Genomic DNA, 22,197 nt, shown 5'->3' on the forward strand with positions numbered 1-22,197 from the left:
GCTTTCAGGCCCACGAACGAGCACTGCCGCGTTGGAGGTGTGGCGGAATCAGTCGTTCGATCCGGTGCGGCGGTTTTCCGTCCGCTCGGCCGGTGAGCTCCCCGCCGCCCGTTCGGTGCGGCGCAGCCACACTACGCCGCCGAGCTGTACCGCCATCGCCGCGGCGATCAGAACCACAGCGGTAGCCGCGAAGGGTGACCAACCGATGACGGTGAACAGCACCAGCCCGGCGACCAGGAAGACTCCGGTACGCACGAGCACGAAGGTCAACCTTCGGGAATTCATCGAACCTCGCTCGGACGGCGGTTGCAATCGCGATTGCGCAGCATACGTGAGGTCGGGGCCGCTGAGGAGCCCACCCAGCGCGGCGAGACGCCGTCGCACATGCCTCCCTCGGGGAGACGAGCGGGCCGTTCGGCGATGACTCCCGAGTGTCATTCGTCCGTATCGGCCGTACCGGCGGTGAGCGCAGACTGGCGACGGCAGGACGCGGCGCACGCGCGCGGCGGAGTCGGAGTACGACCGGATCGAGGACCGCCAAGCGGTCGTGGCTTCGCGCGGGCAGTCGTGGAAATCGATTCCTCGGGATCCTCGGAGAAAATCATGTCCACACAACTGCGAACACTCACACCGGAACCGACCACCCTCTCGGACGAGACGTTGCGTGACTTCCGGGCCGATTTCCGTGGCTCGGTGATCGGTCCCCTGGACAGTGAGTACGAGCAGGCCTGCGTGGTGCAGAACGGTGCGTTTCGTCGCGAGCCCGGCCTCGTGCTGCGCTGTCACGGAACGGCCGACGTCGTCGACGCCGTGGAGCTGGCCCGCCGGAGTCGGTTGTTGGTCGCGGTTCGGGGAGGTGGGCACAGTGTGGCCGGTCACAGCAGTTGTGCGGGAGGTCTGCTGATCGATCTCTCCGGGATGCGTGCCGTGTCGGTGGACCCACGGCGCGGAGTGGTGCGTGCCCAGGGGGGTGCCACCTGGGGCGACGTCGACCGGGAATCGCAGCTGTTCGGGCTGGCGGTGCCCGGTGGAATCGTGTCCACCACCGGGGTGGGAGGACTCACCCTCGGTGGCGGGATCGGTTGGCTGCACCGCGCGTACGGCCTCACCTGCGACAACCTTCGGGCGGTCGAACTCGTCACCGCCGACGGCCGAGTGGTGCACGCCGACGACGAGCATTACCCCGAGCTGATGTGGGGGCTGCGCGGTGGTGGGGGCAATTTCGGGATCGTCACCGCCTTCGAGTTCGACGCTCACCCGCTGGGCCCCACGGTGATGGACTCCACCGTGATCTACGACGCGGGCGATGCCGATGCGCTGTTCCGGCGATGGCGGGACTGGGCGGATACGGTTCCGGACGAGGTGACGACGAGAGCGCTGTTCTGGACCATGCCCGCCGACCCGACGTTGCCTCCGGAGCTGCACGACAGGGACGTGCTCATCCTCGCGGCGTTGTACGCGGGCGATGTGGAGAGCGGGCAGCGGGTACTCGACCCGATCGCGCGGTTCGGTACACCGGTGGCCGATCTCAGCGGCCCCACACCGTACCGGCTCGCGCAGTCCTCGTTCGACGTGTTCTTCCCCAGGGGGGAGTTGCTCAGCTACTGGAAGTCGATATACCTCGACGAACTGACCGACGACGCCGTCGAACTGGTACTGCGTCGTGCGATGCGACGGCCGCATCCGTGGACGATGGTGCACCTTCCGCTGCTCGGTGGTGCCATGAAGCGTGTCGATGCCGAGGACACTGCCTTCGGGGACCGGCATGCTGACTACATGCTCAGCGTGGACGGGAACTGGTTCGATCCGTCGGACAGTGAGCGGGTTACCGAATGGGTGAGGGACACCGTCGCCGAAGCGGCCGCACTGCCCGCGGCGGCGGGAACCTATCTGAACTTCAGCGGTGACACGGAGGTCGACGACTCGATGCGCCGGGCCGCGTTCGGGACGAATCTGCGTCGGTTGACCCGGCTCAAGACCGAATACGATCCCGACAACCTGTTCCGCTCGAATTCCAACATTCCACCGGAATGACCGGGAGCCCGCAGGCGAGTTCACCCGAGGTCGGGCCTCCCCGCGGCCGGTGGCGGGCGGGAGGTTCCGTCGGGCGAGTGCGGTCCGGAAGCGGGTCGACAGGAACCGTTGACCACCCGAACCGGATCCGCACTCGGTGCGCTCGGCGTCACAGCAGGTCGGGATCCTTATCCGTCAGTTCGCCCGCCAACCACAACCACCTGGTGATACCTAGCTCACGCAGGAATGCCGAGTCGTGGCTGGCCACCACGAGCGCGCCCTCGTAGCCCGCGAGCGACTCGGCCAATTCGCGGGTACTGGTCATGTCGAGGTTGTTGGTCGGTTCGTCCAGCAACAGCAGTTGCGGAGCCGGTTGCGCCAGCAGCAGTGCGGCCAGTGCGGCACGGACCCGTTCCCCGCCGGAAAGAGTGCGTACCGGTTGATCCGCCCGCTGTTGCTTGAACAGGAAACGTGCCAGCCGGGCCCGGATCTCGTTGTCCGTCGCTTCGGGAGCCAGCCGTGCGACGTTGGCCGCTGCCGAAAGCGATTCGTCGAGCACCTCGTGGCGCTGCGGCAGGTAGCGCAGCGGCACGCCGACCTCGACAGCACCGTGCTCCACCGGCAACAGCTCGGCCACGGTGTGCAACAGGGTGGATTTACCCGCGCCGTTCGGCCCGGTCAGCGCCACCCGCTCCGGGCCACGCAGCTCCAGTTCCGGAATCGAGACCCCGTTGCGCAGCTCGGCCTGCCGGACCGAGAGCACTCGACGGCCGTTGGGTACGGCGGTGGCGGGGAGATCCACCCGAATGTTCTCCTCCTCGCGGACCTGTTCCCGAGCATCCGCCAGCTGTCGCCGAGCCTGTTCGAGCCGTTGTTCGTGCAGGATCCGATGCCTCCCCGCCGATACCTGCGCGTCCCGTTTTCGTTGCCCCGCCACGATCCGGGGCATGCGGTTCTCGGCGGCGCTCCGTTCACCCCGCGAACGTCGTTTGTCCGTTTTCTCGCGTGCCTCGACCAGTTCGCGCTTTTGCCGTTTCACGTCGGCCTCGGCCGAGCGCACCGAGCGTTCGACCGCTTCCCGCTCGGCGGCTACCGCTGCCTCGTAGTCGGCCAGGTTCCCGTTGTAACTGTGCACGGTCGCGTCACGCAGTTCCACGATTCGATCCATCAGCCCGAGCAACTCACGGTCGTGACTGACCACGACCAGCGCACCCTCGTAGTAGCGAACCGCTTCGTAGAGCAGGTGCCGTGCCTTTCGGTCGAGATCGTTGGTCGGTTCGTCCAGCAGCAGTACTTCCGGCCGTCGCAACAACAGGGCCGCCAAGTGCAGCAGGACGAGCTCCCCGCCGGACAGTTCGCCGAGCACGCTGCCGAGCCGGAGATGCCCGAGACCGAATCCGTCCAGCATTCCCAGACAGCGTTCCTCGATGTCCCACTCCTCACCGAGCGCGGTGAAATGCTCCTCCCGGGCTTCCCCGGACTCGATGGCTCGCAGTGCCGCCAGGCGGGCGGTGACGCCGAGAGCGTCCGCCACACGTGCCGTTTCGTCGAAAGTGAATCGTTGCGGCAGATAGCCGAGCTCACCGGACGTTCGTACGGTTCCGGATCGAGGGGACAACCCGCCGGTGATCAGTTCCAGCAGGGTGGACTTGCCGGTTCCGTTCGAACCGACGACTCCGGTTCGTCCCGCTGCCACAGCCCAGTCGAGATCGCGCAGTACTACTGTGCCGTCCGGCCACTCGAAGGAAACGGCGGCGCATCTGACGAGAGTCCGGTCGCGTGTGGACATGGTTCTGCCTCCAGAGAGATTTCGACTCGATCAGCCGGCGCTTGGAGACACCGCGCCACCACACAACGGGACGGCCGGAAAGAGGACCGCAACTGGATTCGGGATGGCACACGATCAGAGGTCACGTCACTGCGTACCCGAGGGGAACGCGATGTCTCGAGACCTCAGCGGCGCACTTTCCCTCCCCGCGACGGCAGCAGAACCGCCCGGATCATACGTCGTCGCTCGCCGTGTGGACAACCCGATCCGGCACTTCGATCGACTCGGGTGTGGCGCACGGCCGTGCTGACGCGGAATCCGCGAGGAAACACGCTTCTGGCTGTCCTGTCGTGCTTCGCGGCCCCCGCATCCGAGTGTTGGTTCTCCACTCGAAAAGTCCATTCTCGTGTGAAAAGATGGCGACATCGTTCTTCGGCTACTAGTTTTGGCAGTGTGCGCATCCTGTTTTCCGCCATAGCGGCGCACGGGCATTGTTTTCCGTTGTTGCCTCTCGCCGCGGCGGCACGCGAGGCAGAACACGAAGTGGTCGTGGCCACCGGCGTCGAGCTACGAGCAGCCGTTCACGCGGCGGGTGCCGAGTTCGTCGAGGCCGGTTTACCCGTCTTCGACGCTCTCGAGTCGGTCGTGGCCAGTGACGACCGCGTCGCGACCGATGACCCAGCCATCCTCGGCGACTCAGCCACCCCCGGCGCTCTCCCGGAACAGCAACGTGATCGGGTCGTGGGACAGCTGTTCGGCAGTGTGCTGCCGCGTCGTTTCGTCTCGGACATCCGCACTCTGCTGCGCTCCCGTCGATTCGACCTCGTCGTTTACGAAACCGGTAACCCGGGGGCCGCGCTGGCCGCGGAGCTCGAGGGGGTACCGGCTGTTTGCCACGGATTCGGTAGGGAACTGGCGGGGGGCTTCGCGGCCACGTTCGGGGGCCCGTTGCTGGAGCTGGCCGATGAACTGGGGGTTTCCGTTCCCGCCGACGACCTCGGAACCCTCGGGAACACTTATCTGGACGTTTTCCCACCGTCCCTGCAGGATCCGGCGGTTCTCGCGCTTCCCCAACGTGTCGGTGTACGAGCGAACCCCTTCGCCGAACCCGGTGAACTACCCGAAGCGGTAACCGCACGACCGCGTGATCGTCCGCTCGTCTATCTGACGCTGGGAACCGCTTTCGGCAGTGCCGACGTGTTGCGCACGACCGCGCGAGCGATCGCCGAGTTCGACGTGGACCTGCTCGTCTCCACAGGCCCCAGGGTGCGTACCGAGACGCTCCAAGGTCTGCCGGACAACGTCACGGTCGGTTCCTGGTTCCCGCAGGCCCATCTGATTCCTTGGCTGGATCTGGCGGTGCATCACGGTGGCGCGGGCACCACACTGACCGCGTTCGCCGCCGCGGTTCCGCAGTTGCTGCTGCCGCAGGGTGCTGATCAGTTCGACAACGCCGCGAGCGTCGTAACCGCTGGTGCGGGACGCAGCATAATGCCCGAGGACAACCGTGGGCGGACGGTGGTCACGGCGGTGGAGGAGCTGCTCGGCGATTCGACCGCGGTGAGGGCGGCGCGTTACCTGGCGGCCGAAATGGCCGCGGCGCCGGATTCCGCCGCTGTGGTGGAACGACTTTCCGAGACGTACGGCTGAGGCGAGCGGGGACCTCGCGGTTCGGTTCAGTACGGACTCGAAGGCGGGACGAACCCGTGTGATGAAACTCATCGCACGTTTTCGCTCGTTGTCAGTCGGTGTCGTGGCCCACCTCGTGGGCGCGTTCTGCCCGTATCACGCGCGGACACGGAGAGTGTTCACCTCGCCTGTGCCTGTTCGGCCGTTGGTTCTTCCTATCCGTCGGCAGTACAGTGAAAATATTTAAACCGCTTAGTTGGTTTTATTAGAGACGAGACAGGGAGCATGTCGTGATGGCGATGAGGCAGGAGCGGGCCGAGCAGACCCGCTGTCGGGTGGTGCACGCCGCTGCCGAGGTGGTCGAACGCGACGGTGTGCGGGACGCGACACTGACTCGCATCGTGGCGGTTGCCGGCGTCTCGAAGGGGGCACTGTACTTCCATTTCGACACCAAGGAGCAGCTCGCGGACGCCGTTTACGAGGCCGGGATCGCGAGACTCGGGAAAGTGGTGGCCGAGAACTATCGCTGGTACCACTCGGCGCTGGACACGCTGGCTCTGTTGTGTGGCGCCCTCGTGCGTACTCTCCGCCGTGACGTCGTTGCCCGTGCGATGATCAGACTGGCGCGGGAGACGGATGTCAGTAGCCGGTTGTCGGGTGATCCGTACCACCACTGGTGGCTGGTCGTGTATCGCTTGTTGGTGCGAGCTCGTAACCAGCGCGAGGTGCCCAGCGGTATGGACCTCGAGGCGGGGGCCGGTCTGTTGGTCTCGGCCACGGTGGGCCTGGAGATCCTGGCGCGAAACAATCCCGCATGGTGGAACGAGGGGAGTGTGGACCGCATCTGGCACATGCTGTTGCATGTGCGCGAGCAGGCGGTCGCGGTCACTGACTCTTCGGAGGAAGTGCTGTCCCAGTGGTGGCTCGGTTCCGAGGCGCACAGTGGCTCAGCACTGAAAAGTACCGCCCGGTTGGATTGATATGTTGACCGAAACAGTGAATCCGACGTGTCCCGGTCGTTGACACGGGATGTCGGTGGTCCGGCAACGTACTGGAGGAGAGCTTGGTTAAGCAGGAACGCGCGGTGCGGACGAGGGCCCTGGTGCTGCGGGCCGGGGCCGAGGTGATCGCCGCACGTGGTTACGAAGGGGCTACGATCGCGGAGATCCTCGATCACGCCGGGGTGACCAAGGGGGCGATGTATTTCCACTTCCCGTCCAAGCAGGCGTTGGCCGAGGCCGTGATCGAGGAGCAGACCAACATATCGACCGTGCCGGTGACGAGTTCGCGGTTGCAGGACGCGGTCGATCTCTCGCAGCGCGTGGCCCGGGCGTTGCAGTCCGATCCGTTGCTGCAGGCGGGTACGCGAATCGCCGTGGAGACGGGGTTCGCCGAGGAACCGATCGTTCCGTACCAGCAGTGGACCAGTGTGTTCCGTTCGATGTTCTCCTCCGCCAAGGAGATCGGGGAAGTGCTGCCCTCCGTCGACCCGGTGGAGACCGCGGAGATGTTCGTCGCCTCCTACTTGGGCGTTCAGCTGTTCTCACAGGCCGCCACCAACCGCGAGGACGTGTGTGAACGGGTCGCCACGTTGTGGCGTCATCTGCTGCCCGGAATCGCGACCCCGGGGGTGCTGGCACGAATCGAACCGGACGGTGTCGGTGATCTCGACGACTTCGGTGGTATTCCCCAGCAGCACGAGGCCACCGACATCGCGTCCTCGTGATCCCTCTGTTCCTGAGCGCCTTCCCGCGGCGGAGTTCTCAGAGCTCCACCAGTACGGTCCCCATGTGTTCGCCGGCTACGAGTTCACGAAGTGCTTCGGGGGCTCGTTCGAGTCCGTGCAGTCTGGTGTGCGGAAAGCTGAAAACCCCTTCGGCGAGACCGTCCACGAACACGCGGGTCCACTCCCGTTCCGCGTCCTCGTGATCCCGTAGCGAGACACCCCGGATTTCCATCCTCCGCCTGATCAGCAGCGCGGAGTCCAAGCGGGTCGGTGCGCTGAGTCCGTCCCCACCGAGTTGGCCCGACAGTGCTCCCAGCAATGCCACACGTGCCCCGGTGTTGGCGTTTTCCACCGCGGCTTCGAGCTGTTCGCCGCCCACGGTGTCGCAGACGACATCCAGACCCTCCGGTGCGGCCAGTCGCAGTTGATCCGTGACAGTGGCCTCGTTCCGCATTACGAGTTCGTCGTAACCGAGTTCTCGACGCAGTCGGTCGGCCTTCTCCGGTGAGCCGGTGCTTCCCAGTACTCGTTTCGCGCCGAGGTGTCGCGCGATCTGTCCGGCCAGAGTTCCGAGGCCACCGGCCGCCCCGCTCACGAAGACCGTGTCCCCGCTTCCGACCCGCGCGACCCTGCGCAACGCGGCCCAGGCGGGAGCACCGTGCGAGAGCAGCGCGCCCGGGTCGTGTGCGTCGGTGAGTTCGATCGACTCGACCGCCGTCGTTTCCAGCAGTGCGTAGTCGCGCCAACCCAGTCCGTGCTTTACCAGGGCACCGGGCTCGATACCGCTCGCCGGTCCCGCGGTCACGACCTCGCCGATGGCGGCACCCCACAGTGGACTCCCCCGCCGATAGGAAGGTACCGGGAGTTCCTCGGCGACCATCATGGTGCACATCGCCGCCGTCACCGCCATGAGCCTGTTGCGCACCAGAACTTCGCCGGGCCCGGGGCGAGGCACCGCCGTGGTGATCACGCGGAAATGCTCCGAGGTGAGTGGCATTCCCGTCGCATCGCCGAGATGTACTTCCCGGTTCGGTTCCGCGGGCACGAGCGTTGGTTCGGAAGTCACCGCAACACCACCAATCATAGTCGAACCGGCGAGTCCGAACGGCGAGCCGGCTGACCGAAGTTTCCCTCCAAGACTACTCACTACACTCTTGAAAAACCGACTAACCGGTCTCTATGCTCAGCAAGGGGGATTTCAAACCGCACGGTAGGTATCTTTAATGCTGTGGAGGGCCTTATGACCAGCAGTATCGTCGCCGACACCGTCACCGAAGAGTCCCGTGAGCAACCAACCGTCTCGTTCGAGCAGAGTCTGCCACGTCGCTGGGTCCATCGTGCCGCGAACACCGAGGTTCTGGTTACCAGTTTCGGTGAACGCGGCGAGAACGATTTCGTGCTGGGGGCACAGTTACCTCGTGCACACGCCCTTTACGGGCCGGTCGCGGGTGGTCACGATCCTCTCCTGTTCGCGGAGGCGGCGCGGCAGGCAGGGTTGGTCGTGGGACACGTCGGCTTCGGTGTTCCCTACGGGCACCAGTTCATAATGGACACATTGGATTACGAGGTGGAGCCGGAAGCGCTTCGTCTCGCCGATACTCCCGCCCAGATCGTACTGGAAATTCACTGCGAAAACGTCAAACGGCGTGGTAAGACATTCGCCGGGGCGAATATGCACGTGCACGGATATCGTGACGGGGTGTTCGTCGGGAGGGTCACGCTGCCGTACAGTTGCATATCCCCCGCGGCTTACGCGCGAATTCGGGCAGGCTGTGACGACTTCACCGATACGGCGGATCAGGCGGAACTTCCGGAGCCCGTTCCGCCGTGGCGGGTGGGTCGTGATTGTCCTTCCGACGTGCTGCTGGCGCCGACGTCTCACGAACGTACCTGGTTGCTGCGGGACGGACGTACGCATCCGGTGCTGTTCGATCACCCGGTCGATCATGTTCCGGGAATGACCGCTCTGGAAGCGGCGCGCCAAGCCGTACGTTCCGAATTCTGCCCGGACACGGTGCTGCCGGTGGGTATGCGAACCCGCTTCCACAATTACATCGAGTTGGGACGGTCGTGTTTCGTGCGGGTCCACGACGAGCCGATCGCGGGGGACACCGTGCGGGTGACTCTGGAACAGGAAGGGCGGGTCGCGGTGGACTCGACCGTACTGGTCCGGCGATTGTCCGACGAAACGAGGCGATGATCGATCGCAAGGCTCCGCGGCAGAGTTCGTTCGGGTGGTCGGGTGCGCCGCCCACCCCGTCGCGGTCCTGCCTTGTCGCGTCGAGGGCGCGGGAGCGTCCTTCGATGCGGCGGGAAGAACTCACGGGCGCGCTCAGCAGCGGCCGTGTGGCGGAGTTGTCCGGGAAAGACTTGGCAAACCGCGCAGTCGGTTTGCCAAGTCGGTTTTGGGGCTGGTTTTACCGGAAGTGGCGACTGACAGTTTTCGCCAAGTGAAATCGAGGGCCCTACTGCTGCTCGGAACCGAAAGCGGCATCGAAAGACGTCGCAGGCGGAGTGAAGTTCAGGTTCCGCACGAATTCCAGCGCTTCGGGAGCGCCCCGTAGCCGATCCATGCCCGCGTCCTCCCATTCGATGGAAATCGGACCGTCGTAGCCGATCGCGTTGAGCGTGCGGAAGCAGTCCTCCCAGGGGACGTGGCCGTGCCCGGTGGACACGAAATCCCAGCCACGCCTGGGGTCTCCCCAGGGGAGGTGTGAGCCGAGCACTCCACTGCGGCCGTCATTGCTCCTGACACGGGCCTCCTTGCAGTCGACGTGCAGGATTCGGTCCTGAAAGTCCCACAGAAAAGTCACCGGATCGAAGCCCTGCCAAACGTAATGCGAGGGGTCGAAGTTCAGTCCGAGTGCGGGCCGGTGGTCCACCGCTTCGAGGGTGCGAACCGTGGTCCAGTAGTCGTAGGCGATCTCGGTGGGATGGACCTCCAACGCGAACCGGACACCACACTCGTCGAACACGTCGAGAATGGGGTTCCAGCGGTCGGCGAACTCCTGGTAGCCACGCTGCACCATTTCGTCGGGAGTCGGCGGGAACATCGCCACCGTGTACCAGATCGGAGAGCCGGTGAAACCGACGACTTTGTCCACACCGAACTCGGCCGCGGCTCTCGCCGTGTCCCGCATCCGTTCCGCGGCACGTTGTCGAACACCTTCGGGGTCACCGTCCCCCCAGATCTCCGGGGGAAGGATGTTGCGGTGTCGTTCGTCGATCGGATAATCGCAGGTGGCCTGTCCGAGCAGGTGGTTCGACAGCACCCAGCAGTTCAGGTCGTGCTTTTCCAACACCTCTCGTTTCCGCCGCACGTAGTCCTTTTCCGCGAGTGCCCTGTCCACTTCGAAGTGATCACCCCAGCAGGCGATCTCCAGGCCGTCGTATCCCCATTCCGAGGCGAGCCTGGCCACGTCCTCGAACGGCAGGTCGGCCCACTGGCCGGTGAACAGTGTGATCGGTCGGGGCATGATCATCCTTTCCCGTGGTGGTGTTCAACGCGTTGTCCGTCGCGGTTCGCGAAGTCCGGAGAGTTCGAGCAACAGGTCCTTGACTTCCGTGGCGTGGTAACTCTCCCGACCGAAGCGTTCATCGGAGCACAACAGCACCGGTCCGTGGGAGGGGCTGTCCGCGAGCCTGCCGTGACTGCCGCGAACCGGGGTCGGATCGAGCGGTACCACGTTCATCCGGTACCGCAGTCCCAGTTTCTTCCGGGCCACCGCTGTCGCCGCGCGCAACCTGACCAGCCGGTCCCGGGGATCCATGAACAGTTCCGCCGGGTCGTAGCCGGGCTTGCGGTGGATCTCCACGTGCGTGGCGAAATCGGGGGCCCGTGCGTCGTCCAACCAGTAGTAGTAGGTGAACCACGAGTCGGGCTCGGCTACCGCCACCAGGTCACCGGCCCGTTCGTGATCGATGCCGTACCGTTTCTTGCCCGGGGTGTCGAGAACTTCGTCGACACCGGGCAGCGCGCCGACGACGTCACGTACCCTGGCGAGATCATCAGCGTCCCGAACGTATATGTGCGCCGCCTGATGATCAGCGACGGCGAAGGCACGGGAAGTCCACGGATCGAGGTACTCCATGCCCGCCTGGGTGTGTACGTGCAGCAGTCGTTCTCGCCGCAGTGCGCGATTGATGTCGATCGGTCGGCTCACCTCTGTCATGCCGTACTCCGACAGGGCCAACACCGTGACTCCTCGCGCTTCCGCACGGTTCAGCAACGGAGCCAACGCCCTGTCCACCTCCCGTGCCGCCGCCGCGGCTCGGGGACTGTCCGGGCCGTAGCGTTGCAGGTCGTAATCGAGGTGTGGGATGTAGGCCATCGTCAGGTCCGAGCCGCGGGTGGACAGCAGGTGGCCGGTCGCCTCGGCGATCCAACGGCTGGACTCGATCGAAGCGGTCGGTCCCCAGTAGTTGAACAGCGGAAAGGTCCCGAACTTGTCGGTGAGCTCGTCACGCAGCGCCGTTGGATAGGTGTAGCAGTCCGGCGACTTGCGTCCGTCCGCATGGTAAACGGGACGAGGGGTCACGGTCTCGTCGACGTCCATCCCCATCGCGTACCACCAGCAGACGTTGCTGACCCGGTAGCCGGGATCTCGCTCGCGTGCCGCTTGCCAGATCTTTTCGCCGCGCACCAGCCCGTTGTACTGGCGCCAGAAGAAGACCTCACCGATGTCACGGAAGAACCAGCCGTTACCGACTATGCCGTGGTCACCGGGATGTCGTCCGGTGAGCAGACTGGACTGCACCGGACAGGTGACGGCGGGGAACACGGTTTTCAACTCGGCTCGAAAACCACGGCGCGCTATTCGGTCCAGGTTGGGCATGTGTTCGAGAAGTCGGGGGGTCAAACCCACCACGTCCAGCAGCAGTACCGGAGTACGTGCTTCGGCTGTGTGATTCATCGACCTTCCTCCGTGAGTCCGAGTTCGAGCAGTCGGCGCCGGGCCCAATCGAGTTCGGCCGCGATCCCGGAACCGATGCTCGCGGAGTGATCTCCCGAGCCCGGGAGTACGTCCCAGGTGTAGGTCTCCACCTCCACGTGTCGGGTGTGTGCCGTGTTGCCGCCGAGCAACGAGCGGAGTGTCTCGCCGAGCACGTCATGCGTCCCGCGCAGCGAGGCACTCGGGTCGGTGTGCAGCGGAGTGTGGAAGTGCACCCGCCACGGTTGATCCCCCGAGAGTTCGCCTGCCAGCGCCGAATCCAGATCATCGACGGCACGCCGGACCCCGTCACCGCTCTGCTGGGTCTGATGCAGGAACCTGGGTTCCACGAAGGAGTTCAGCTCCGCACGTTGCGCCGGGTCGCCGGGGTTGTCCACCCGAAGCGCGGAGGACGCCTGCGCTTTGACCACCGGCAGGCCGGCTTCGCGCAGCCGTCGCAGCGCTCGGTGCGGGTTTTCGAACGCCACGGCCACGTGGCAGGTGTCCAGACAGATCCCGAGGTGCTCGGTGTCCGTTCCGGACAGCGCGGAAACGAGCTGATCGGTCGTCTCCAGCACGCATCCCGGCTCGGGCTCCAACCCGACCCGCACCGAACGTCCCTCTCGCGCGGCTAGTCGAGCGAGCCCGTCGGTCAGTTCGGTCAGATGCGTCAGGGCTCGGTTGTGGTGGTGTTCCGACCACCACGCGCCCCATCCCAACGGTAGCGTGGAGACGCTGCCGCTGGTGACGTCTTCGGGTAGCAGTTGGGACAGTAGTTTCGCCAAGTCGAGTGTGTAGTCCAGTCTCGCGCGCTCGGACCAGTCGGGCCGGTACACCGCGTGTTTGACCACCGCTCGTTGGAACCCCCGATAGGGGAAACCGTTCAGCGTCACCACTTCCAAGCCCCGTGCCACCAGCTCGGTGCGCAGTCGGGCCAGCGCGGTGTCGTCCTCGACCAACGCGGTGGCCACGTCCCGTGCCAACCACAGTCCCAGACCGAGCCGTTCGACGCCCAGCCGTCGGCGTATCGGTACGGCGTAGCGGTCGAACTGAGCGATGATGCCGTCGAGATCTTCCGCTGGATGCACGTTGGTGCAGTAGGCCAGGTGTACGGTTGATCCGTCACGATGACGAAATCGCATGATCACCGTTTCCCGCGTTCGATGGAGTTTCCCGCGAAAGTGGTGCCGTCACCGTCCCCGAGCGCGGATGTCTCCGTGCGCAGTCGACCACTCTGCCCGTAGAATCCGACCGGGTTCGACCAGAAAACAGTGTCAACCGCGGCCGGTTCGAAACCGGCGGCCAGCATCGCGTGCGCGGTTTTGCTCGTTTTCAGCGGATCGCTCTTGCCCCAGTCGGCCGCCGAATTGACCAGCATCCGTTCCACGCCGTACCCGCGCATTATCCGAACCATCCGGTCCTCGTCCATCTTGGTGTCCGGATAGATCGAAAACCCCATCCAGCAGCCCGATTCCGCCACGGCTTCGACGGTTACCTCGTTGAGGTGATCGACGACGACACGTTCGACGGGGATGCCGGACTCCCGGATCACATCGAGGCTGCGCCGCGTCCCGGCCTCCTTGTCCCGGTGCGGGGTGTGTACGAGCACCGGTAACTCGTGCTCGGCTGCCAGTTCCAGCTGAGCGGCGAAGGCGTCGTCCTCCTCGGTGGTCATGGCGTCGTAACCGAGCTCGCCCACCGCCACCACGCCGTCCTTGGCCAGGTAACGGGGCAGTACCTCCAGTACGTCACGGCATCTGGGGTCGTTGGCCTCCTTCGGATTGAGACCGATGGTGCAGTGATGCGCGATACCGTACTGCGAAGCTCGGAACGGTTCCCATCCGATCAGACCGTCGAAGTAGTCCACGAAGGTTCCCACCGAGGTGCGTGGCTGCCCCACCCAGAAGGAAGGCTCGACCAGGGCCCTCACTCCTGCCCGGTACATCGCGTCATAGTCGTTCGTGGTCCGCGAGCTCATGTGGATGTGCGGATCGAAAATGCGCATCATGCCTCCTCGGCGGGGTGGAGTTGTGCCGGGTCCACGACCAGCCACACGTCGTTGGGGATCTCCCGTCCGGCCGCGCTGCGCTCCCTGGCGTAGTCGGTGAGCATGCGTGCCAGCTCGGCGTCGGCACGTTCCGGCACTCCGGAGACGTCCCGTAGTGGAATTCCGAGGAACACGCACTTGAGCACGCCCTGCCGGTAAGCGGGTGCGTCGAGATGACGGGCGCCGAACTCGGCCATTCCCGCTGCGATCAAACCGGTGTCGTTGCTGCGCAACGCGTCCCGTACCAACGGCAGTCCGGCATCCACCAGCTCCGCTTCCTCCCGGAGCACACCCGCACCTCGCAGTACGCCGCGTTTCTCCGCGGCATCGCCGTACCGGTACAGCGCGCTGATCTCCGTTCCCAGCTCGGAACCAGTCGACGGCAGCGCCGTCAGCAGCAACGCACGCACCGCGTCCTCGCTGCTCCAGGTCCGCAGTGTTCCGGACTCGGCCGCATCGTCGACGAGCGGGCCACGACCGCATTTCCTGCCGGCCGCGGGAAAGAGAGTGCCGATCGCACGCGCCCCCGTGGCGATGTCCGTCAGTGCCTCGTCCAACCAGCGTCCCGCGGTCTCGTCGATCCGCTCGTCGAGCGCGGCACGCAGTTCGGCCGGATTCGGAGCGGTCATGCTGTCACCTCCGTGGCTGCCTGTCGAAGAAAACGCAGCGAGCGCTGTGCCACGGCGGGCGCGGCGTGGCTGTGTCTGGGTAGTTCCACGGAGACCAGACCGCGGTAGCCCACCTCGCGCAGCGCGGCCATCACCGGTGGGAAATCGATGTCGCCCTCGCCGAACTCCAGGTGTTCGTGCACGCCACGTCGCATGTCGTCGATCTGGACGTTGACCAGGTCCGGGCCGGCACGGCGTACGCACGCCGGTACGTCCACGGGTTCCAGACAGCGGCAGTGCCCGATGTCCAGCGTCACCCCGAACAGCTCGGGGTGGTTCAACTTCGCCGCCAGCTGTTCGAAACCGTCCAGGTCCTGGACGAACATGCCGGGCTCCGGCTCGAAACCCAGCTTCACGCCGTACTCGGCGGCGGTGTCGAGAACCTCCGAACAACCTTCGACCAGCAGCGACCACGCCGTTTCGTCGTCGAGGTGGTCGGGCTTCGTGCCGCTCCAGAACGAGACGACCCCGGCTCGCAGTTGTGCCGCGATGTGTACCGCGCGGTGCAGCAGGTCGAGACGCAGTGCTCGGCCGGGTTCCGACAGCAGCGTCGGATGGTGCTTGTGTCGCGGATCGAGCAGATAGCGTGCGCCCGTTTCCACCACCGCGTCGAGTTCCAGTCGTTCCAGATCTCGTCTTAACCGTGCGGTGTGTTCGGCCACGTCCGGGTGAAACGGATCGAGATGGTCGTGATCGAGCGTTACCGCGACTCCGTCGTATCCCTGCTCGGCCAGGATCTCCAGCGAATCCGTCAGCCGGTGGTTGTCGAATCCGTTCGTGCCGTATCCGAAACGCAGTGTCCGATCGGAGCCGGAGCGCTTCGGCAGCGCCGTCGCGTTTGTGGGGAAGGAACCGATTTCGCTCATGTCGGTGACACCCGTCCGAAGAGTCGTCGCGCGATCGGGAAAAGCGTCAGGACGGTGGCCGCCCGCCGTGGAGCTCCTCTCCCCGCGGTCAGCGTCGCTTGCAGCGGGATCATCCCGAGAATTCCGGCGCTGGTGGCTTGTCGCAGTCGTGCCGGGCTCGGGTCGCGGAGAGCTTGCAGCTGAGCGGTTCCGGTCGTACTCGCGTAGACGGCCAGCGCCGCCGACATCGTGGCCCCGGCGAGGTCGTGCCGCGATTCCGGACTCCCTACCGCGGTCATCCGGATCGCTCGCGGGAGAAGCGCTGCGACGATCGTGCTCGTCACCGTCAGCGCGACCCCGGGAACCCGTCGAGACGCTCCGCTGACCTCCGCACGCCCCACCGTGCTGACGCCGAAGGTGTGCGCACCGATGGCGGCGGCCGCCGGTGCCGCGTCGCGGAAACCACCGGGTCCGGCGCCGTGCAGCACGTCGAGTGCGCGCGCGGCGGCCATCGTGGCGGGACCGGCCGGAGTCCGCTTCAATCCCAGGTTGTAGCCCCAGACCGTGCCCGCCAGCGGTACGGTGACGCGCAGGGTCCGCCTGCCGCAGGAGAGCGCGGCGATCGTCGTGGCCAAGCCCGTGAACGAGATCGCCAGGCCCAGCGCGAGCCCGGGCGGAACCCGGCCGGACGGGATCGGCCTCGCCGGTCGCTCAGCCGCGTCGACCTCCCGGTCGGCGTAGTCGTTGAGCGCCATGCCCGCCCAGTACAACAAGCACGAGGACAACATCAGCATCGTCGTCTGCCGGGACGGGTGTCGTGCGGCGGATCCGGCCGCTACGTCACCGGGCACGGACAGCGCGGCCGGAGCGCGTACGAGTTCCACCAGTGTCCGAATTCGCACTGTCATCCCTCCTTGAGCCGTTCGACGAAGGAACGCAGCGCTTCGAACTGGGCCACCAACCGATGCTCTTCAGAGGACACCGGATCCTTGAAGAAGAAGCCGAGCTGGGGAAGCGGACCGGAGTGCCCGCGTTCGTGTGCCCGTGCCAGCAGCCTGGCCAGGTCGAGTACCAGTGGTGCTGCCAGGGCGGAGTCGCGGCCCTGCCAGGTGAACTGCATGCTCATGCCGTTACCCAGAAACCCCTCGAAGGAGATGTGGTCCCAGGCGGTTTTCCATTCTCCGAGGGCGGGGACGTAGTCGATGTGCACGTCCCCGTCGACCGAATGCCCCAGCGACTCGTCGATGGCACGTTGCTTCGAGGTGGTTTTGCTGGTCACGTTGTTCGGGTCGGCGAGGTTGCGTCCGTCACCACCGCCGAGCAGATTGGTGCCGGACCAGGACCGGACGTGTAGCGCGCGGCTGGAGAACATCGGCAGCAGCGCGCTTTTGACCAGCGTCTCGCCGGTTTTGCCGTCGCTGCCCGCGTATGGCACCCGTTGTTCCGTGGCCAGTTGGTCCAGCGCTGGTAACCGAGCTCCGACGGAGGGCGTGAAGTCGGCGTACGGACAACCCGCTCGCAGGGCCGCGTAGGCGTAGAGCGAGCTCGGTGGAAGTGGTCCTCCTTCGGACGGATCGGGATGCCGCAGCCCGTTCTCCAGCTCTTCGAGGTCGGCGTGTTCACGCCGGGGCGGTGGGTGTGCTTCGGTGGCTGCCACATTGATCACCACGACGCGGGACAGCCCGTACAACTCCCGGAAGGAACACAGCTGTTGGGTCAGCTGTTCGGCCGCTTCCAGCTGGTCGTGGCGTTCGTCCGCGGTGCCGATACCGGGCCGGATCCGGTTGTCCGCGGCCGTGAGATCGGTGTGAACCAGTTCGCGCAGTCCGCGCGGCAGTACGCCCCCCGCCTCGAGCTGCTCGGCCCGCTTCGGTAGTGGCGTGTCGGTGATGTCGTGCCCGGCGAACACCAGTCGGTCGAATCCGGGCATCCCGGGGTCCATGAGTTCCGGTGATTCGGTGACGCAGCCGGTGGGGGGAATCAGCCGGTCGCGCAGTGCCGCCGCGCCCGTGATCGCCGTGGTCGCGACCGATCCCCGGGCGCCGATGAGCCAGACTCCGGTACGTCCGTCGCTGTCGGGACTCGTCAATGGACGGCCCTCCTCGTTCGCCTCGATCCGTTCGGCACGCCCCGACCGCCGGACGGGTGCGGCAACATCCGTCCGGCGGCGGAACTCGCCAGGTGGCACGGTCCCGGTCCCGCGCGGTGCGAAACCGGGACCGGGACTCACTTGCCGATGTCGGAACGCCCGGCGGCGCTCATGATCCGACCCTTGTCACGTCCGGAGATGACATCGTCCGCCAGCAGATCGTTCGTCACCCGATCCACGTGGGACACGAACTTCCCGTGGTCGCCGTAACCGGCCTGCTCGTCGATCAGGTCGTTGATCGTGCAACCGTTCCCGGAATCACGGTTGGTGACGCCGGTGTCGTCGGAGCCGATCATCACGGTTTTCCGCAGGTCCGAACCAGGACAGGAGTCGGGCTTGATCTCGAAGGCGAACGTGCCCACCTTCGAGGTGTTGCCCGCCTCGTCCGTGGCCCGGTACCGCACGGTGTGCTCGCCCGCGCCCCGCACGGTCACCGGTTCCGCGTAGTCGGTCCAGCCCTTCTCGTCCACGCGGTACTCCACGCCGGCCACTCCGGACCCGCTGTCCGAGGACTCCAGGGTGACGCTCACGGGAGTGTTGTAGGTTCCCGCGTACTCGCCGTGCGGATCACCGTTGGGCTCGGCGGGGGAGGGGACGGCCGAGACCTTCGGCGCGGTCACGTCGATGCTCTCGTCGACACGGACGTTGCGGAAGGCGACCGTGTCCTCGTCACCGTGGTTCTGCAGCCCGATGTGGCCGTTGCTCAGGTCGACGTTCTGGTCGTCGTCGACCCAGTGGGTGATCCGCGCACCGTTGAGGTGGACCGTGATCGACTGTTCGGTCACGACGATCTCGTAGGTGTTCCACTCACCGGCAGGGTTCAACGCGGCGTCGCGTTTCGCCTGGTCGGGAGCCTGTTCGTCGTAGATCGCCCCGGTCTGGTTCGCCGGGTCGTCGGTGGGGTCTATCTGGATCTCCTCACCGTTGTTGACAGCCGACCAGGGATCGTTTCCCGGGTCGGGGAAGCCGACGAACACCCCGGAGTTGTCCTGGTCGGACAGCTTCCAGTCGAGCTTCAACGAGTAGGGTGCCGTGAACTGCCGGTCGCCCAACCAGTACAGCCCCATGCCGCCGGTCGAACGCAGCGTGCATTCCTGGGTGTGCTCGAATCCGCCGGGACCGGCCTGGTTCCAACCGTTCATGCTGGCCGCGGTGCCGTCGAACAGGCTGGTGTAGCCCTGTTCGGGTCGCACCGGTTCGCAGTTCGGCGCGGCTTCGGAGCTGCTCAGGTGCATCGAGTCCACGTCGAACAGGCCACCCGAACCGCTGCCCGTGAACACCAGGAACAGCTCGTCCGAGCCACCCGGATCGGTCACCGGCACGGGGCCGACCTCGGTGTAGGTGCCCCAACCGCCGGTGTTGGGCACATCGGCGGTGGCCACCACCGGGCCGTCCGGCGCACCGGAGCGCACCTCGATCGTACCGCCCGGACCACCCGAGGAGACTCGGAACGTGGCCGATCGGATCCCATCGAGGTTGTACGGAGTGAACGAGATCCAGTCACCCGACTGGATGTGCCCGACCCTGGCACCGGCCTCGGCACCCGCACTGTCCTCCACGAGCTGCACGCCGTTGCTGTCGTCGAAGAACTCCGCCTGCTTGCTCGCCGGCTGCATGATGATCTCGGCGGAGCCGGTCAGAGCGGGCGCCTGCTCGGTGGGCGAGGTGTCGGTGTAGCTGGCGTTGAGCACACCGTAGATGTCGGCGCCCTGGTGACCGTCCGTGTTGGAGGTTTCGATGGTCCCGCTGCAGCCGTCGGCCTCGCTCAACGGGTGCCCGTGCGAGTCGTTGCCGGTGGAGTGTCCCAGGATGTACTCCACGTGCACCTTCGAGCAGTCGACCGCCGTGCCGTCCGGGTCGGTGACCGAGATCTCGTAGTTGATCGTGTCCCCGAACTCGAACACCTTGCCCGCCGCGGGCCGTTGGAACGTCACGCTGGGAGCGGTGTTGCCCACCACCACGGTTTCACTGGCCGAACCGGTTTTGCCGGTCTGGTCGGTGACGGTCAGCGTGGCGGTGTGCTCGCCGTCCGAGGTGTAGGTGTGCGTGGGGGCGGATTCGGTGCTGTCGGTCTGCCCGTCCCCGTCGAAGTCCCACGCGTAGCTCAGCGAGTCACCCTGATCCGGATCCGAGGATCCCTTCGACGAGAAGTCGACCTCCAACGGTGCCTGACCGTTCGTCGGTTCGGCCGAGATCTGCGCGGTGGGGGCTCGTCCGTCACGGGTGTAGTCGATCCGGTACACGGCCGAGTCCTCGGCGCCGCCGAAGTAACCACTGCCGTAGTCGAGTACGTACAGCGAACCGTTCGGGCCGAACTCGATGTCCATCGGACGGGTCAACGTCATCGAGGGGAAGAAGTCCTCGATCCGCGACGGCTGACCGTTCGAGTCCGGAGTGATCGTCTTGATCCAGCCGCGCCCCCACTCGTAGGCGAAGAACTTCCCGTCGTAGGAGGACGGCAGCTTCGTTGCGGAGGGATTGTCGGCGTCGTAGTGGTAGACCGGTCCACCCATGGGCGACTCGCTGCCCGAGCCGAGCTCGGGAACCGAGCCGTCGTTGTAGGGCAACCACGCGGGCTTCGCGGTGGGCAGCTGCGTGAGCCCGTCGTTGTTGGGGGACTCGTTGACCGGATTGGCGCAGTCGAACTCGCCGTTGGAGTTACCGGTGGCGAAGTCGTAGTCGTGGTAGGCCTTGTTGTCGCCCACGCAGTAGGGCCAACCGTGGAAGCCGGGCTCGGTGACCCGTTCGTACTCCACGATGCCGGCCGGGCCGCGCTGCGGATCGGCGGTCGCGGCGTCGGGACCGTAGTTGCCCACGTAGACCGTGCCGGTCCGCTGATCGACCGAGATCCGGTAGGGGTTGCGGAAACCCATCGCGTAGATCTCGTCGCGGGTCTTGTCACTGTTGTCCCCGGCGAACAGGTTGTCCTGCGGGACGCTGTAGGAACCGTCCGAGGCGACATCGATCCGCAGTACCTTGCCGCGCAGGTCATTGGTGTTGCCCGCGGTGCGCTGCGCGTCGAAGGCCGGGTTGCGGTTGCCGCGTTCGTCGATCGGGGTGTACCCGCTCGACTGGAAGGGGTTCGAGTCGTCCCCGGTGGACAGATACAGCGAGCCCTCGGGGCCGAAGGCGATGTCCCCACCCACGTGGCAGCACATGCCGCGGGTGGCGTCCACCCGCATGATCCGCTGCTCGCTGCTCATGTCGAGGGTGCCGTCCTGGGCGAGCTTGAAGCGCGAGAGCTGGTTGTAGCCCTGCCACTCCTCGAACGTCGCCGGATCGTCGGCAGTGGCGGGGGCATCTCCCGAGGGAGTGTTCAACGGGGGCGCGTAGTAGAGGTAGACCCACCGGTTCTGCTCGAAGTTCGGATCGATCTCCAGCGACTGCAGACCTTCCTCGTCGTGGGTGTAGACGGGGATGTCGGCAGCCACTGAGGTGTTGCCGGACGAGGTCGTGTAGTACAGCGTGCCCTGGCGCTCGCTGTGCAGCACATCGCCGTTCGGCAGTACCGCCATGCCCATGGGCTCGCCGACCTCGTCGGCCGTTTTCGCCAGTGTCACCTGGTTGAGAGTCCCCTCCGCCGCGGCCTCGCCGCAGTCGGCCGAGACAGCGCCCGCCGCGGTTCGAATGCCGCCCGCGAGATGGTTCAGGAAGTTCTGGTTCGAGAAGGACGCGGTGGTGTGTCCCATTCCCGTGTACCAGGAACGGCCACCCTGATAGGGCTGGCACCAGCTGATCGGGTGGTCCTCGCCCATCGAGCCGCCGTCGTAGGTGGACTCGTCCAGCGTGCTCAACACGTGCACGTCCTCGCGCGGATTGGGCGAGTAGTTGTACCACTCGTCGGTGCGAGTCCACTCCTTCGGCAGCGAGGACGTCGAGGGGTGCTCGGAGTCGGTGACGTTGACGGTGGCTTCCTGAACGGCCGGGTGCGAGTCGAAGTAGGCCCCGACGAGGTCGCCGTAGAACGACCAGTCGTACTCGGTGTCCGCCGCCGCGTGCACACCGGCGTAACCGCCGCCGTTGTTGATGTATTTCTCGAAGGCCGCCTGTTGCGCCGTGTTGAGCACGTCACCGGTGGTGGACAACCACACGACCGCCTCGTACTGCTTGAGGTTGTCGTAGGTGAAGGCCGATGCGTCCTCGGTAGCGGTCACTCCGAAGTGGTGCTCGTCGCCGAGCTGTTTCACCGCCTCGATGCCGGCCGGGATGGAACCGTGTCGGTAACCGGCGGTCTTCGAGAAGACCAGTACGTCGAACTCCTGGTGCTTCGGGGTGACATCCGCCGCGGAGTCGGTGTTGTTCGTGGCGGTCGTGGAATCGTCGGACCTGGCGGCGGCGGGCGCGCCGAACGCGATCATGGTTCCGACGAGAAGTATGGTGCTGAATGTCGCCGCTAACGCTCTACGTAATAACGGTGGCAC

Annotated in this window: 17 protein-coding genes; 5 read left to right on the plus strand and 12 right to left on the minus strand. The window is 65.8% G+C overall.

Annotated features, from left to right (window positions below):
- Positions 1-48 precede the first annotated feature (48 nt).
- On the minus strand, positions 49-285 hold the full coding sequence (locus tag BM150_RS09945; RefSeq protein ID WP_092926376.1) for a hypothetical protein: 237 nt from the start codon (positions 283-285) through the stop codon (positions 49-51).
- A gap of 318 nt (positions 286-603) precedes the next feature.
- Between BM150_RS09945 and BM150_RS09950 the strand changes: the two genes are divergently transcribed.
- On the plus strand, positions 604-2,034 hold the full coding sequence (locus BM150_RS09950; RefSeq protein ID WP_092926880.1) for an FAD-binding oxidoreductase: 1,431 nt from the start codon (positions 604-606) through the stop codon (positions 2,032-2,034).
- Between the two features lie 148 nt (positions 2,035-2,182).
- Here the strand turns inward: BM150_RS09950 and BM150_RS09955 are convergent, their stop codons facing one another.
- Positions 2,183-3,802 (minus strand): ATP-binding cassette domain-containing protein, encoded by a 1,620-nt coding sequence (locus BM150_RS09955; RefSeq protein ID WP_092926378.1) that lies wholly within the window; start codon positions 3,800-3,802, stop codon positions 2,183-2,185.
- A gap of 432 nt (positions 3,803-4,234) precedes the next feature.
- Between BM150_RS09955 and BM150_RS24095 the strand changes: the two genes are divergently transcribed.
- From BM150_RS24095 to BM150_RS09970, 3 genes are all read left to right on the plus strand, one after another.
- Positions 4,235-5,431, plus strand: a complete 1,197-nt coding sequence (locus BM150_RS24095; RefSeq protein ID WP_175496764.1) for a glycosyltransferase — start codon at positions 4,235-4,237, stop codon at positions 5,429-5,431.
- Between the two features lie 272 nt (positions 5,432-5,703).
- On the plus strand, positions 5,704-6,390 hold the full coding sequence (locus BM150_RS09965; RefSeq protein ID WP_092926380.1) for a ScbR family autoregulator-binding transcription factor: 687 nt from the start codon (positions 5,704-5,706) through the stop codon (positions 6,388-6,390).
- 83 nt (positions 6,391-6,473) lie between these two features.
- On the plus strand, positions 6,474-7,136 hold the full coding sequence (locus BM150_RS09970) for a ScbR family autoregulator-binding transcription factor (RefSeq protein ID WP_092926382.1): 663 nt from the start codon (positions 6,474-6,476) through the stop codon (positions 7,134-7,136).
- A 37-nt stretch (positions 7,137-7,173) separates the two neighbouring features.
- On the opposite strand, the gene BM150_RS09975 is transcribed toward BM150_RS09970, so the two are convergent.
- The gene (locus BM150_RS09975; protein WP_245755401.1) at positions 7,174-8,202 is read right to left on the minus strand and encodes an MDR family NADP-dependent oxidoreductase; all 1,029 of its coding nucleotides are present in this window, start codon (positions 8,200-8,202) and stop codon (positions 7,174-7,176) included.
- Between the two features lie 174 nt (positions 8,203-8,376).
- On the opposite strand from BM150_RS09975, the gene BM150_RS09980 reads away from it, so the two are divergent.
- On the plus strand, positions 8,377-9,336 hold the full coding sequence (locus BM150_RS09980; protein WP_092926386.1) for a ScbA/BarX family gamma-butyrolactone biosynthesis protein: 960 nt from the start codon (positions 8,377-8,379) through the stop codon (positions 9,334-9,336).
- 265 nt (positions 9,337-9,601) lie between these two features.
- Here the strand turns inward: BM150_RS09980 and BM150_RS09985 are convergent, their stop codons facing one another.
- From BM150_RS09985 to BM150_RS10025, 9 genes are all read right to left on the minus strand, one after another.
- Positions 9,602-10,612, minus strand: a complete 1,011-nt coding sequence (locus BM150_RS09985) for a sugar phosphate isomerase/epimerase family protein (RefSeq protein ID WP_092926884.1) — start codon at positions 10,610-10,612, stop codon at positions 9,602-9,604.
- A gap of 24 nt (positions 10,613-10,636) precedes the next feature.
- Positions 10,637-12,049: an alkaline phosphatase family protein gene (locus BM150_RS09990; RefSeq protein ID WP_092926388.1), complete on the minus strand. Its 1,413-nt coding sequence runs from the start codon at positions 12,047-12,049 to the stop codon at positions 10,637-10,639.
- The gene (eboE, locus tag BM150_RS09995) at positions 12,046-13,209 is read right to left on the minus strand and encodes a metabolite traffic protein EboE (RefSeq protein WP_092926886.1); all 1,164 of its coding nucleotides are present in this window, start codon (positions 13,207-13,209) and stop codon (positions 12,046-12,048) included. Before eboE ends, BM150_RS09990 begins: the two co-directional genes overlap by 4 nt.
- Positions 13,210-13,211: 2 nt before the next feature.
- Complete coding sequence (locus BM150_RS10000) at positions 13,212-14,072, minus strand: TatD family hydrolase (protein ID WP_092926390.1); 861 nt, start codon at positions 14,070-14,072, stop codon at positions 13,212-13,214.
- Positions 14,072-14,743, minus strand: coding sequence for an EboA domain-containing protein (locus tag BM150_RS10005; protein WP_175496765.1), 672 nt, complete (start codon positions 14,741-14,743; stop codon positions 14,072-14,074). The genes BM150_RS10000 and BM150_RS10005 overlap by 1 nt, the downstream gene beginning before the upstream one ends.
- A complete protein-coding gene (locus BM150_RS10010) occupies positions 14,740-15,579 on the minus strand; it encodes a sugar phosphate isomerase/epimerase family protein (protein WP_342752561.1) in 840 nt (279 codons plus the stop codon). Before BM150_RS10010 ends, BM150_RS10005 begins: the two co-directional genes overlap by 4 nt.
- 65 nt (positions 15,580-15,644) lie before the next feature.
- Positions 15,645-16,535 (minus strand): SCO3242 family prenyltransferase, encoded by an 891-nt coding sequence (locus tag BM150_RS10015; RefSeq protein ID WP_175496766.1) that lies wholly within the window; start codon positions 16,533-16,535, stop codon positions 15,645-15,647.
- Positions 16,532-17,716, minus strand: a complete 1,185-nt coding sequence (locus BM150_RS10020; protein ID WP_092926890.1) for an inositol-3-phosphate synthase — start codon at positions 17,714-17,716, stop codon at positions 16,532-16,534. Before BM150_RS10020 ends, BM150_RS10015 begins: the two co-directional genes overlap by 4 nt.
- A 137-nt stretch (positions 17,717-17,853) precedes the next feature.
- Positions 17,854-22,134 (minus strand): ThuA domain-containing protein, encoded by a 4,281-nt coding sequence (locus BM150_RS10025; RefSeq protein WP_245755404.1) that lies wholly within the window; start codon positions 22,132-22,134, stop codon positions 17,854-17,856.
- Positions 22,135-22,197 lie beyond the last annotated feature (63 nt).

Origin of the sequence: Actinopolyspora alba, from assembly GCF_900112765.1 — a bacterium.
Classification (GTDB): domain Bacteria; phylum Actinomycetota; class Actinomycetes; order Mycobacteriales; family Pseudonocardiaceae; genus Actinopolyspora; species Actinopolyspora alba.

Coding starts and splice junctions, on each gene's coding strand:
- BM150_RS10000 (WP_092926390.1), bottom strand. CDS start 14,072: ATGCGCATTTTCGATCCGCACATCCACATGAGCTCGCGGACCACGAAC.
- BM150_RS09985 (WP_092926884.1), bottom strand. CDS start 10,612: ATGCCCCGACCGATCACACTGTTCACCGGCCAGTGGGCCGACCTGCCG.
- BM150_RS10025 (WP_245755404.1), bottom strand. CDS start 22,134: ATGATCGCGTTCGGCGCGCCCGCCGCCGCCAGGTCCGACGATTCCACG.
- BM150_RS10005 (WP_175496765.1), bottom strand. CDS start 14,743: ATGACCGCTCCGAATCCGGCCGAACTGCGTGCCGCGCTCGACGAGCGG.
- BM150_RS09980 (WP_092926386.1), top strand. CDS start 8,377: ATGACCAGCAGTATCGTCGCCGACACCGTCACCGAAGAGTCCCGTGAG.
- eboE (WP_092926886.1), bottom strand. CDS start 13,209: ATGCGATTTCGTCATCGTGACGGATCAACCGTACACCTGGCCTACTGC.
- BM150_RS09965 (WP_092926380.1), top strand. CDS start 5,704: ATGGCGATGAGGCAGGAGCGGGCCGAGCAGACCCGCTGTCGGGTGGTG.
- BM150_RS09990 (WP_092926388.1), bottom strand. CDS start 12,049: ATGAATCACACAGCCGAAGCACGTACTCCGGTACTGCTGCTGGACGTG.
- BM150_RS09955 (WP_092926378.1), bottom strand. CDS start 3,802: ATGTCCACACGCGACCGGACTCTCGTCAGATGCGCCGCCGTTTCCTTC.
- BM150_RS09950 (WP_092926880.1), top strand. CDS start 604: ATGTCCACACAACTGCGAACACTCACACCGGAACCGACCACCCTCTCG.
- BM150_RS09945 (WP_092926376.1), bottom strand. CDS start 285: ATGAATTCCCGAAGGTTGACCTTCGTGCTCGTGCGTACCGGAGTCTTC.
- BM150_RS10015 (WP_175496766.1), bottom strand. CDS start 16,535: ATGACAGTGCGAATTCGGACACTGGTGGAACTCGTACGCGCTCCGGCC.